Here is a 12,283-nt window from a genome sequence, read left to right on the forward strand (position 1 = left end):
CTTAGTTTTTTGATTGGTTAAATTTATTGACAGCCTCCACTTTGTTGTTCACGTGAAGTTTTCTGTAGATATTTCCGACATGCTTTTTCACAGTATCGATGCTGATGAATTTTTTGTCTGCGATTTCTTTGTACAGAAGCCCCTGCGAAAGAAGTTCAAGAATTTCCTTTTCACGTTCTGTAAGTTCATCAAAGCCTTTGATTTCCGGGAGTTTATTTTCGAAATGTTTCAGCACTCTTCTCGCAATAGAAAAACTCATCGGAGCACCGCCGCTATATACATCCCGTATCGAAGAAAGAATCTTATCCATGCTTTCCCCTTTTACAAGATATCCCATAGCACCAGCTTTCAAAGAATTGAAAATCTTTTCGTCATCATCAAAGCTGGTACACATAATAAACTGTGTCTCGGGCATTTCTTTTCGCAGTTTTTCTATGATCTCGATTCCAAGCATATCCTGTAACTGGATATCCATCATGACAACGTCAGGAGAAATGCCGGGCAGATGCATCATTGCGTCATTTCCATCAAAGAACTGAGCGATCACCTTCATATCCTTCTGATAATTGATGACCTTCTTCAACGCATTGTTGTAGTTTTTCTCGTCTTCTACTATGGCTATGGAAATGCTCATGTCTTTGTTTGTTTGAAGCAAATTTCAACAGAAAACAATTTGAAATCAATTACACCTTTGGGTAATATTAGGGGCTGAGTTTGTGGTTATGGTTCAGTTTTTTAGCTGCTATTAAATTTAATCAAATTTTCATTTTAAAAACAATATTTATATGAGTATTTTACAACAAATCAAAATAAATTCAAAAAAGTTGTTATAAATATTACAATATCAATTATTATTTCACAAGCTGATCAAGAATTGGATGGTCGATACCACTTATCTTATTATGAAATTTGATCTGTTCGAAGATCTGAATCTTGTTTCTGCCTTTTTCAACCATACACCGGGAATATAAAGTGTTTGCTGGGGGCCTGCTGTACTCCAGTATCGTCCTGCATTTCTTCCGTTGATGAAAACAATTCCTTTTCCAAAATTTCTCATATCAAGAAAAGTATCTCCCGTTTCATTAAGGGTAAATTCTGCTTCCTGAATTACAGCTGAGTGGTCTTCAATATCTTTATTTTTAAAATGATGTTTTGGAAAGGTATCAAAAGGCAGCGGAAGCATTTCCCAGCTTCCGGAAACTTCAGTTCCGTTTATTTTCACAGGGCTGATAATTCCTTTCAGATTATGAACGATCTCTGCTCCATAATTGATTCTCCCCATATTTTCAACCAGAATTTCCAGGCGGTCTCCGGATTTGATTTCAATATCCAGATCATACTTCTTATTTACCCTGTTCAGCTCCCCTTTCCATCTTCCGTTGATATAAACATTCGCGTAGTCACGCAATCCTTTTATCTCCAGTAATCCCTTCTGGTCTGTATCGAACTTTTTTCTGTAGAGTATATAGCCGTTTCCGGTATTCAGATCTTCGAACGTAAGTGGCTTATCATTCTTAACAGGTTTCATACGATCAGTAAGATCAAAAAGGCTGCTTACTTTTGAGAATTCAATTTCAGGAATTGTGATAACTTTTACCGGCTTTGGAACCTCCGGAAGCTTATTTTTACTTATTTTCTGAAAAATTGCTCTCAACGCATTATATTTTGGGGTAGCCCATCCTGCCTCACTGATGGGAGCGTCATAATCATAACTTGTAAGATCCGGCTGAATGTCATGGTCTTTATCGTAATTGGCACCGCTTGTAAATCCGAAGTTGGTTCCTCCATGGATCATATAGTAATTGAAAGAAACTCCATTTTCTACATACAGATTCGTTTGCTTTACGACTTCTTCCGTAGACACCTTAACAAAAGGTTCTGCCCAGTGATCAAGCCATCCCGGGTAATATTCTGCAACCATGTAGGGACCTTTGCCTCCATTATATTCATTGATACTTTTCTTTAAGACATTAATATCACTTTCTCCGTTTGCTGTTGGTAAAGCACCTTCAACAGAACCTCCTTTAAAAAGTGAACTTCCATCTGAAGTAAATAACGGCACCGAAATTCCGCTTTTCAGAAGCATTTCTTTGATCTTATGGCTGTATTTCCTGTGCTCTTCGAGAGAAATATCTTTTCTCTGAGCTACATAAGAACCAAATTCATTTTCCGCCTGTACCATAATCACCGGACCGCCGTCCGTGATCTGCATGGGTTTAATCTGTTTTGCCAGTTGATTGATATATTTCCTGCATTCTTCTAAGAAGGCTGTATTATATCTTCTTATTTCAAGCTCTTTATTTTTGAAGCCACCACGGATATCCGCCAAATTCCCACTCTGCACAAACATAAGGCCCGGGACGGATAATAACATATAAGCCTGTTTCCTGTGCTGTTTTTATAAACTTCTGCAGGTCTTTTTCACCAGAAAAATTCCACATGTCCGGAGCTTCTTCATGATAATTCCAGAAAACGTAAGTTGTAACCGTATTTAAACCCATTGCTTTCATCATCTCCAAACGATGCTTCCAGTATGCTGACGGAACTCTCGGGTAATGCATTTCTCCTGAATATATGGTAAAAGGTTTTCCATTTAAGAAGAAATGTCCATCTCTGATTTCAAATTTTCCTTTTGAGAAAACACAGTATTCAAAGAGAAAAATAAAAGGATTATGCTAAAATAACGGCTGAAATTTCTCATATTGTAAGGCATGATTTTTGTAAAATTTAAAATATAAAAATCAATTGAATATCAAATAATATAATCATGAAAAAGTCTTTTAGCACTAGGTGCTGTATTGGCACTGACATTAATCAGCTGCAAAAAAAGTGAAAGCGGGAACAAAAGTGTTATTAAAACAGACAGTTCAGAAACTGTAATTACAGACAACAACGGAAAGATAGATTCGGTAACACAAAGCTCTTCTACTGTAGACATCAACGGACAAAAAACAGAGAAAACAGATTTTGTTTATAAAGCTACTGACGGAACACTGGTGAAAGTAGTATTTAAAAACGATCCGAAAGAAAGTACGGTAGCCATCACCAGCAACAAAAAAACATTCACCTTGCCTAAATCAGAAACCAAAGGTGATGAAACCATTTACAAGAAAGATGATATGACTGCAAGGGTAAAAGGAGACAGCCTTCACCTGGAACAAGGAAACAATATTATTGAGCTGAAAAGAACTAAAATCTAAAATAAAAATGTCCCTCCAATGTTGAGGGAAGTGAATATGCATTAAATAAAAAACCATCCGGGATCCGGATGGTTTTTTTTTATCTATCTGAATGAATATTATTCTTCAGTTTTTTCTTCAGTAGTATCAGCTTTAGCTTCTTCTACTTTCTCTTCTACTGCCGGAGCTTCAGCAACTACTGCTTCAGCTTTTTTAGCCGTTGTAGATCTTCTGCTTCTTCTTGTAGCTTTTTCTCTTCAGCATTAGGGTTGTAAAGCTCATTGAAATCTACTAGTTCGATAAGAGCAGTATCAGCAGCATCACCTGGTCTGAATCCTGTCTTGATGATTCTTGTATAACCACCGTTTCTTTCAGCGATTTTAGGAGCTACAGTTCTGAATAATTCAGCAACCGCATATTTATTTTGAAGGTAAGAGAATACTACTCTTCTGTTGTGTGTAGTATCTTCTTTTGCTTTTGTTAATAGAGGCTCAACATATACTCTTAAAGCTTTAGCTTTAGCTACAGTAGTGTTGATTCTTTTATGCTCAATTAGAGAACAAGCCATATTAGAAAGTAAAGCACTTCTGTGAGAAGCTGTTCTTCCTAAGTGATTGAATTTTTTACCGTGTCTCATTATTAATTATTTATCAGCGTCTAACTTATATTTTGCAACGTCGAAACCGAAGTTAAGACCTTTTGAATGCACTAATTCTTCTAGTTCTGTCAAAGATTTTTTACCAAAATTTCTGAATTTCATCAAATCAGACTTACTGTAAGAAACCAATTCTCCAAGAGTTTCTACTTCAGCTGCTTTCAGACAGTTAAGGGCTCTTACAGAAAGATCCATATCTGCTAATTTAGACTTAAGAAGTTGTCTTGTGTGAAGAGTTTCTTCATCGTACTGGATAGATGCTTTTACAGCTTCAGTTTCAAGAGTGATTCTCTCATCAGAGAATAACATGAAGTGATAAATTAATATCTTAGAAGCTTCTGTTAAAGCATTCTGAGGGCTTATAGACCCGTCAGTTTCTATATCTAATACAAGTTTTTCGTAGTCTGTTTTTTGCTCTACACGATAATTTTCAATGCTGTATTGTACTTTCTTGATTGGCGTGAAAATAGAGTCAATAGCAATAGTACCTACAGGTGCATTGTTTGACTTATTTTGTTCTGAAGGAACATATCCTCTACCTTTTTCAATATTGAAAGTAATTTCGAAAGTTACATCAGTGTTTAGGTTGCAGATCACCAAATCCGGGTTCAGAACCTCAAATCCGTTGATAGACTTTCCTAAATCACCAGCAGTAATAACCGTTTGACCTGAAACTTTAGCAACAACCTGCTCGTTAGCCTGGCCTTCTGCTGCAGCTTTTAATCTTACCTGCTTAAGGTTAAGAATAATTTCGGTAACGTCTTCGATTACTCCTGGAATAGTTGAAAATTCGTGCTCTACACCTTCTATTTTGATAGATGAAATAGCGTATCCTTCCAGAGAAGAAAGCAACACTCTTCTCAAAGCATTACCGATTGTAAGCCCGAAACCTGGTTCTAAAGGTCTGAATTCAAATTGACCTTTAAATTCATCAGAGTTAAGTAAAATTACTTTATCGGGTTTTATGAATTGTAAAATTGCCATATTATTGGGTTGAGCAAAAATTTGATTAAAAAATTATTTAGAGTAAAGTTCGACGATAAGGTTTTCCTTAATGTCCTCCGGAATCTGGATTCTTTCAGGAGCAGAAACGAAAGTTCCTTCTTTTTTCTCATCGTTGAATTGTAACCACTCATAGTTTGACTTAGAAGCCAATGCATTGGTAACAACTTCAAGAGACTTAGACTTTTCTCTTACAGCGATTACATCACCAGCTTTTACCAAGTAAGAAGGGATATTAAGAATCTCTCCGTTCACAGTGATGTGTCTGTGAGAAACCAATTGTCTAGCAGCAGATCTTGTTTTAGCAAAACCGAATCTGTATACTACGTTATCCAATCTTGATTCACAAAGTTGTAATAGAACTTCCCCTGTTACACCTTTACTTCTGTGTGCTTTGTCAAATAAGTTAGCAAACTGTCTTTCTAAAATACCGTAAGTATATTTAGCTTTTTGTTTTTCAGCTAACTGAACTGCATATTCTGATTTTTTAGCACCTCTTCTTTTGTTAGGACCGTGTTGTCCTGGCGGTTGGTTTTTTCTTTTTCGAAGTTTTTATCATCTCCGTAGATTGCAGCACCAAACTTTCTAGCAATCTTAGTTTTAGGTCCAATATATCTTGCCATAATGGGTAAATTCTAAAAATTAAACTCTTCTTCTTTTTGGTGGTCTACATCCATTGTGTGGCATAGGAGTCACATCAATGATTTCGCTAACTTCAATTCCTGAATTGTGGATAGATCTGATAGCAGATTCTCTACCTGCACCTGGACCTTTCACAAACACCTTTACTCTTCTTAAACCAGCTTCGTGAGCTACAGCAGAGCAATTTTCAGCTGCCATCTGAGCAGCAAATGGAGTATTCTTTTTAGAACCTCTGAATCCCATTTTACCGGCAGAAGCCCAAGAGATAACCTCTCCGTTTTTATTTGTTAAAGAAATGATGATGTTATTGAAAGAAGCCTGAATATGAGCTTCACCAATAGCTTCAACTTTTACTTTTCTTTTCTTAACTACTTTAGTTTGTTTTGCCATAATTCCTAACGATTATTTACTAGCTTTTTTCTTGTTAGCAACAGTTTTTCTCTTCCCTTTACGTGTTCTAGAGTTGTTTTTCGTTCTCTGGCCTCTTAAAGGTAATCCAAGTCTGTGACGTATTCCTCGTTGGCATCCTATGTCCATCAATCTCTTGATGTTCAATTGCACTTCAGATCTCAATTCTCCTTCTACTTTTACGTTTTCAGAGATATATGTTCTGATTGCAGCCAATTCATCGTCATTCCATTCGTTGACTTTCTTGTCTTCGCTGATACCGGCAGCTTTAAGGATTTCAGAAGAAGTACTTCTTCCTACTCCATAGATGTAAGTTAAACCGATAACACCTCTTTTGTTTTTTGGTAAATCAATACCTGCAATTCTCGCCATAATTTAATGTTAACCTTGTCTTTGTTTAAATTTTGGGTTCTTCTTGTTGATTACGAACAGTACACCTTTTCTGCGTACGATTTTGCAATCAGCGCTTCTTTTTTAATTGATGCTCTTACTTTCATTTTGATAGTATTTATTTTTTACAAATGCCAAATGGAATGGGTATTCCATTTGGCTAATTGTTTTAATATCTAAATGTGATCCTCCCTTTTGTCAAATCATAGGGAGACATTTCTAGTTTTACCTTATCTCCAGGTAAAAGTTTAATATAATGCATTCTCATTTTGCCGGAGATATGAGCAATAAGGATATGCCCGTTTTCCAGCTCTACACGGAACATGGCGTTAGAAAGTGCTTCCACGATCACGCCATCTTGTTCAATATGTTTTTGTTTTGCCATAAATTAATATCCAGTCGTTCTTGATAATTTAGACTGCATTAAGCCATCATAATGATGGTTCAGCAGATAAGTATTAATCTGTTGAACTGTATCTAAAATTACACCCACCATAATTAATAGGGACGTTCCCCCGAAAAATAGGGCAAACGCATCTGTCTGAACAAAGCTTCCATGCACAATTGCCGGAAGGACTGCAAAGATAGATAAAAAAATTGCACCTGGCAAGGTAATTTTTGATAAAATATCATCTAAATAATCAGCGGTCTCTTTACCGGGTCTTACTTTCGGTACTAAACCTCCATTTCTCTTCAAGTCATCAGCCATCTGGTTTACCGGAATTGTAATCGCAGTATAGAAAAATGAGAAGATAATAATTAATAGCGCAAACAATACGTTGTACTGCCAGCTAAAAACATTCTTGAAACCTGCAAGAAAAGTATTAGACTCATCGAATTTTGTTAATAATCCTGGTACGAACATCAATGCCTGGGCAAAGATAATCGGCATTACACCAGCAGCATTTACTTTCAATGGGATCCATTGTCTTGCTCCCTGCATAAGATTTCTGTTTACACCTCCTCTTGCTTGAGCTCTGCTTACATACTGAATCGGAATTTTTCTAACAGCTACTGATAAGATTACTGCTAAAAGAACTACCAACATCCAGAATAATACTTCAATAAGGATCATGATAGATCCCATTCCTCCTTTACCGTTCTGCACGGCCATCTCCTGTACGAATGCTTCAGGTAATCTTGAAAGGATCCCCACCATAATAAGGATAGAGATACCGTTTCCGATACCTTTGTCAGTGATTTTTTCACCTAACCACATTGCGAATACTGAACCGGCAACCAGGATAACAATACTTGGCAGCCAGAACATGATAGAATTTGGCTCTACATAATATGCAGACTGGAACTGAGCATACGGTAAGAATAATTGAGTAATAGAAGTTAAGTAAGAAGGTGCCTGTACCAGACAAACTCCAATCGTTAACCATCTTGTAATTTGGTTCAATGTATTTCTACCTGACTCTCCATCTTTCTGAAGCTTCTGAAGATAAGGAATAGCCATCCCCATCAACTGAACAATAATAGAAGCAGAAATATAAGGCATGATTCCTAACGCCATTACGGAAGCGTGGCTGAAAGCTCCCCCGTAAACGACGAAAGCAAGCCAAGGAGACCTGCTCCTTGCTTGTTACCGCCTTGATTTTTATAATGCTCTAAGAGATCTCCCACCTCTGCAAGGTTAATTGCCGGAAGTGAGATATAAGATGCGAATCTATACACAAGGATAATACCTAAAGTAAAGAGAATTTTATCTCTAAGTTCTTTAAGACTCCAAATATTTTTAAGTGTTTGTATAAATTCTTTCATTAGTAAGTATTATAAGGTAATTGCTTTTCCACCTGCCTTAGCAATAAGCTCTTCAGCAGATTTAGTGAATTTGTCAGCAGAGATTGAAACCGCAGATTTCAATTCTCCTCTACCCATAATTTTCACTAATTCGTTTTTAGAAACTAAACCGTTTTCTACTAAAACTTCTTTCGTGATATCTCCGGTGATGGATTTGTTCTCGATTAAAGTTTGGATTGTATCAAGGTTTACTCCTCTAAACTCTTTTCTGTTTACGTTTTTGAATCCGAATTTAGGTAATCTTCTTTGTAAAGGCATTTGTCCACCTTCGAAACCGATTTTCTGAGAATAACCAGCTCTAGACTTCTGACCTTTGTGTCCTTTTGTTGAAGTACCTCCTTTTCCACTACCTTGACCTCTACCAATTCTCTTTGAGTTGAAAGTAGATCCTGCAGCAGGTTTTATGTTATTTAAATTCATTTTAATTTCTCTTTTATAAAATTATTTTTGAACTTCAAGTAAGTGGTTTACTGCAGCGATCATTCCTAAGATAGAAGGAGTAGCTTCATGTTCTACAACTTGGTGAAGTTTTTTTAATCCTAATGCTTCAAGCGTTCTCTTTTGGGTTTTTGTTCTACCAATAGCGCTTCTTACTTGCTTTACTTTAATTGTTGCCATTGTTTTAATTATTAACCGTTAAACACTTTACTTAGAGAAATTCCTCTCATTCTAGCGATTTCTTCAGGTCTTCTGATGTCTAATAACGCTTTGAAAGTAGCTTTCACCACGTTGTGAGGGTTAGAAGATCCTTTAGATTTTGAAAGGATATCGTGAATACCAGCAGATTCCAATACCGCTCTTACCGCACCTCCGGCGATAAGTCCTGTACCGTGAGAAGCAGGTCTTAGGAAGATATCTGCACCACCGTATCTAGCAGTAGTTTGGTGAGGAATAGTATGGTTCATTACAGGAACTTTCACAAGGTTTTTCTTAGCGTCTTCAACTGCTTTAGCAATTGCAGAAGCAACCTCTTTAGATTTTCCTAAACCGAAACCGATAACACCTTCTTCGTTTCCTACTACAACGATAGCAGAAAATCCGAAAGCTCTACCCCTTTTGTTACTTTTGTTACTCTGTTAACAGCTACGAGACGATCTTTTAATTCTAATCCTCCCGGTTTTACTCTTTCTATATTATCTAGTCCTAACATATTTTCCGAAATTTAATGATTAGAATTTAAGTCCACCTTCTCTTGCACCATCAGCTAGAGCTTTTACTCTACCGTGGTATACGAATCCGTTTCTGTCAAATACAATACTTTCGATTCCTGCAGCGATAGCTTTAGCAGCGATAGCTTTACCAACAGCAGCAGAAACTTCAGTCTTAGTACCTTTAGCGTCTACACCTTTCTCTCTTGAAGAAGCAGATACTAAAGTTTTACCATTTTTATCGTCGATTAACTGAGCGTAAATTTCCTTATTACTTTTATATACAGATAATCTTGGCAATTCAGAAGATCCAGAGATTTTCCCTCTTACTCTTCTTTTGATTCTTATTCTTTTTTCTAATTTACTTAATGCCATAATACTTATAATTTATTAAGCAGATTTACCAGCTTTACGTCTAACATTTTCACCAACGAATCTTACACCTTTTCCTTTGTATGGCTCAGGCTTTCTGAAAGAACGGATCTTTGCAGTAACCATTCCTAGAAGTTGCTTGTCATGAGACGTTAAAGTAATAATTGGGTTTTTACCTTTTTCAGTCAATGTATCAACTTTTACTTCATTTGGAAGTTCTAATACGATACCGTGAGAGAATCCTAAAGCTAATTCAAGTTTTTGACCTGAGTGAGAAGCTCTGTATCCTACCCCTACTAGTTCTAGTTTCTTTTCGAAACCTTCTGATACACCAACGATCATGTTAGCGATCAACGCTCTGTATAAACCGTGAAGCGCTTTGTGTTGTTTAGAATCAGATGGTCTGTTTACGTTAAGTTCACCATCTTTTTGTTCTAAAGTAATTCCTGCTGTAAGCTCCTGAGAAAGTTCTCCTTTAGCTCCTTTTACAGTTACTACACCATTGTTTTCAGTGATTGTAACTCCTGCTGGAATTGTTATAATTGCTTTACCAATTCTTGACATTTTCCTGTGATTAAAAATTAATAAACATAGCAGATTACTTCACCGCCTACTTTCTCTTCTCTAGCTTTCTTGTCAGTCATTACTCCTTTTGAAGTAGAGATGATAGAAATACCCAAACCGTTTAGTACTCTTGGAAGCTCAGCTGAACCTTTGTACTGTCTCAAACCTGGTCTAGAAGCTCTTTGGATAGACTTGATAGCTGGTTTGTTAGTTTGCTTATCGTACTTTAAAGCGATTTTGATCACTCCTTGAACAGCGTTATCTTCAAACTTGTAGTTTAAGATATAGCCCTGATCAAATAAGATCTTAGTAATCTCCTTTTTGATTTTCGATGCAGGAATTTCCACCACTTTGTGGCCTGCGCTTTGTGCGTTCCTTACTCTTGTTAGGAAATCTGAAATTGGATCTGTTACCATTTTTCTTTTATAAATTATTGGTTAAAGAACAATCAGTTTTGAAAAGACTTGAAGAGTAAAATATCAGACTTCAGAAATCTTCAGTCTGATATTTATTCTTTAGTATCTTGACAACTTAATTGTCCCGAGTTTTAATTAGTAATTATTACCAACTAGCTTTTCTTACACCTGGGATAAGACCGTTGTTTGCCATTTCTCTGAAAGTTACTCTGGAAATTCCGAACGTTCTCATGTATCCTCTTGGTCTACCTGTCAGTTTACATCTGTTGTGTAATCTTACAGGAGAAGCATTTTTAGGCAATTTTTGAAGTCCTTCGTAATCACCAGCTTCTTTAAGAGCCTGTCTTTTAGCAGCGTATTTAGCAACTAGTGCTTCTCTTTTGCGCTCACGCGCTTTCATTGATTCTTTAGCCATTTCTTAGTTCTTTTTAAATGGTAAACCGAAGTGAGTTAATAATGCTTTAGCTTCTTTATCTGTTTTCGCAGTAGTAACGAAAGTGATGTCCATCCCTTGGATTTTTTTCACTTTGTCAATTACGATTTCAGGGAAGATAATCTGCTCAGTAATACCTAAGTTGTAGTTACCTCTACCATCGAAACCATCAGCTTTGATTCCAGAGAAATCTCTGATACGAGGCAAAGCAGAAGAAGTAAGTCTGTCTAAGAATTCATACATCTGATTTCCTCTTAGGGTAACTTTTGCACCTACTGGCATCCCTTTTCTCAATTTGAAAGCAGCTTCGTCTTTCTTAGAGATCGTACCAACAGCCTTTTGACCAGTGATATTCGTAAGCTCTTCTACAGCATAATCAATGATTTTTTTGTCTGCAGTAGCATCACCTAAACCTTGTGATACAACGATTTTCTCTAATTTAGGTACTTGCATTACTGACTTATACCCGAATTCTTCCATCATTGCAGGAACAATTGTCTCTTTATATGCTTTTTTGGGTCTTGCTATATATTCCATGTGTTATTTAAAATTATAAAGTTTCACCCGTTTTTTTGTTGATTCTTACTTTCTTATCTCCTTCGATTTTATAACCTACTTTGATAGCTTTTCCGTCTTTACCAACTAAAGCTACGTTTGAGATATGAATAGAAGCTTCTCTTTCAACGATTCCTCCTTGAGGATTTGAAGCTGAAGGCTTAACGTGCTTTTTGATGATGTTAAGTCCTGCAACAACTACTCTAGGGTCTCTTCCTTCTTTCTTGATCACTTCAATAACTTCACCAGTCTTACCTTTGATATCTTTCTTACCAGTAGTAATGATTACGTTATCTCCTCTTTTTATTTTTAACTTTGACATTTCTTTAAAAAATTTTAAAAATTAAAGTACTTCAGGAGCTAATGAAATGATTTTCATATATTCTTTGTCTCTCAACTCACGAGCAACTGGTCCGAAAACACGGGTTCCTCTCATTTCTCCTGCTGCGTTTAGTAATACACAAGCATTGTCGTCGAACTTGATGTATGAACCATCTTTTCTTCTTACTGCTTTTTTAGTTCTTACTACTACAGCTTTAGATACCTGACCTTTTTTAGCGTTTCCTGATGGTGTAGAATCCTTGATAGTAACAACGATTTTATCACCAACTGAAGCATATCTTCTTCTGGTTCCTCCCAGAACTCTGATAACTAGTACTTCTTTTGCACCTGTGTTATCAGCAACTTTTAATCTTGATTCTGTTTGTAACATT

General features: G+C 36.4%; 16 protein-coding genes and 6 pseudogenes. 1 reads left to right on the plus strand and 21 read right to left on the minus strand.

The window, feature by feature from the left end:
• Position 1: 1 nt before the first annotated feature.
• From OWR28_RS20485 to OWR28_RS27230, 3 genes and pseudogenes are all read right to left on the minus strand, one after another.
• Positions 2–634: a response regulator transcription factor gene (locus OWR28_RS20485; protein WP_332388296.1), complete on the minus strand. Its 633-nt coding sequence runs from the start codon at positions 632–634 to the stop codon at positions 2–4.
• Between the two features lie 258 nt (positions 635–892).
• Entirely contained in the window at positions 893–1,528 is a 636-nt protein-coding gene (locus tag OWR28_RS27225; RefSeq protein ID WP_494168503.1) for a hypothetical protein, read from the minus strand.
• Between the two features lie 165 nt (positions 1,529–1,693).
• Positions 1,694–2,561: pseudogene (locus tag OWR28_RS27230) on the minus strand (beta-galactosidase); the annotation flags it as partial.
• Between the two features lie 237 nt (positions 2,562–2,798).
• Here OWR28_RS27230 and OWR28_RS20500 point away from each other — a divergent pair.
• A complete protein-coding gene (locus OWR28_RS20500; RefSeq protein ID WP_332388299.1) occupies positions 2,799–3,200 on the plus strand; it encodes a hypothetical protein in 402 nt (133 codons plus the stop codon).
• 98 nt (positions 3,201–3,298) lie between these two features.
• Here the strand turns inward: OWR28_RS20500 and rplQ are convergent.
• The 18 genes and pseudogenes from rplQ to rplN form a co-directional block, all read right to left on the minus strand.
• Positions 3,299–3,816 (minus strand): annotated as a pseudogene (gene rplQ, locus OWR28_RS20505) (50S ribosomal protein L17).
• Positions 3,817–3,822: 6 nt separating this feature from the next.
• Entirely contained in the window at positions 3,823–4,818 is a 996-nt protein-coding gene (locus OWR28_RS20510) for a DNA-directed RNA polymerase subunit alpha (RefSeq protein ID WP_002983269.1), read from the minus strand.
• A 33-nt stretch (positions 4,819–4,851) separates the two neighbouring features.
• Positions 4,852–5,459, minus strand: a pseudogene (gene rpsD / locus OWR28_RS20515) (30S ribosomal protein S4).
• Between the two features lie 19 nt (positions 5,460–5,478).
• A complete protein-coding gene (rpsK, locus tag OWR28_RS20520; protein WP_002983263.1) occupies positions 5,479–5,868 on the minus strand; it encodes a 30S ribosomal protein S11 in 390 nt (129 codons plus the stop codon).
• Between the two features lie 12 nt (positions 5,869–5,880).
• Positions 5,881–6,258, minus strand: coding sequence for a 30S ribosomal protein S13 (rpsM, locus tag OWR28_RS20525; RefSeq protein ID WP_002983260.1), 378 nt, complete (start codon positions 6,256–6,258; stop codon positions 5,881–5,883).
• Positions 6,259–6,267: 9 nt separating this feature from the next.
• Positions 6,268–6,383 (minus strand): annotated as a pseudogene (gene rpmJ, locus OWR28_RS20530) (50S ribosomal protein L36).
• Positions 6,384–6,445: 62 nt separating this feature from the next.
• A complete protein-coding gene (infA, locus tag OWR28_RS20535; RefSeq protein ID WP_002983257.1) occupies positions 6,446–6,661 on the minus strand; it encodes a translation initiation factor IF-1 in 216 nt (71 codons plus the stop codon).
• A 3-nt stretch (positions 6,662–6,664) separates the two neighbouring features.
• A pseudogene (gene secY, locus OWR28_RS20540) lies at positions 6,665–8,043 on the minus strand (preprotein translocase subunit SecY).
• A 9-nt stretch (positions 8,044–8,052) separates the two neighbouring features.
• The gene (rplO, locus tag OWR28_RS20545) at positions 8,053–8,502 is read right to left on the minus strand and encodes a 50S ribosomal protein L15 (protein ID WP_002983250.1); all 450 of its coding nucleotides are present in this window, start codon (positions 8,500–8,502) and stop codon (positions 8,053–8,055) included.
• Between the two features lie 21 nt (positions 8,503–8,523).
• Complete coding sequence (gene rpmD, locus OWR28_RS20550; protein WP_002983247.1) at positions 8,524–8,700, minus strand: 50S ribosomal protein L30; 177 nt, start codon at positions 8,698–8,700, stop codon at positions 8,524–8,526.
• Positions 8,701–8,711: 11 nt separating this feature from the next.
• Positions 8,712–9,232: pseudogene (rpsE, locus tag OWR28_RS20555) on the minus strand (30S ribosomal protein S5).
• Between the two features lie 19 nt (positions 9,233–9,251).
• Positions 9,252–9,605, minus strand: a complete 354-nt coding sequence (rplR, locus tag OWR28_RS20560; protein WP_002983242.1) for a 50S ribosomal protein L18 — start codon at positions 9,603–9,605, stop codon at positions 9,252–9,254.
• A gap of 15 nt (positions 9,606–9,620) precedes the next feature.
• Positions 9,621–10,166 (minus strand): 50S ribosomal protein L6, encoded by a 546-nt coding sequence (gene rplF / locus OWR28_RS20565; RefSeq protein ID WP_002983238.1) that lies wholly within the window; start codon positions 10,164–10,166, stop codon positions 9,621–9,623.
• Between the two features lie 17 nt (positions 10,167–10,183).
• Positions 10,184–10,582, minus strand: a complete 399-nt coding sequence (gene rpsH, locus OWR28_RS20570; protein ID WP_002983236.1) for a 30S ribosomal protein S8 — start codon at positions 10,580–10,582, stop codon at positions 10,184–10,186.
• 145 nt (positions 10,583–10,727) lie between these two features.
• Complete coding sequence (gene rpsN, locus OWR28_RS20575; protein ID WP_002983233.1) at positions 10,728–10,997, minus strand: 30S ribosomal protein S14; 270 nt, start codon at positions 10,995–10,997, stop codon at positions 10,728–10,730.
• A gap of 3 nt (positions 10,998–11,000) precedes the next feature.
• Positions 11,001–11,552: a 50S ribosomal protein L5 gene (gene rplE / locus OWR28_RS20580; protein WP_065400324.1), complete on the minus strand. Its 552-nt coding sequence runs from the start codon at positions 11,550–11,552 to the stop codon at positions 11,001–11,003.
• 13 nt (positions 11,553–11,565) lie between these two features.
• Positions 11,566–11,892, minus strand: a complete 327-nt coding sequence (gene rplX / locus OWR28_RS20585; protein WP_002983229.1) for a 50S ribosomal protein L24 — start codon at positions 11,890–11,892, stop codon at positions 11,566–11,568.
• A gap of 21 nt (positions 11,893–11,913) precedes the next feature.
• Positions 11,914–12,282, minus strand: a complete 369-nt coding sequence (rplN, locus tag OWR28_RS20590; protein ID WP_002983226.1) for a 50S ribosomal protein L14 — start codon at positions 12,280–12,282, stop codon at positions 11,914–11,916.
• Position 12,283 lies beyond the last annotated feature (1 nt).

Origin of the sequence: Chryseobacterium sp. 1B4 (assembly GCF_036631475.1) — a bacterium.
Taxonomy (GTDB): Bacteria; Bacteroidota; Bacteroidia; order Flavobacteriales; family Weeksellaceae; genus Chryseobacterium.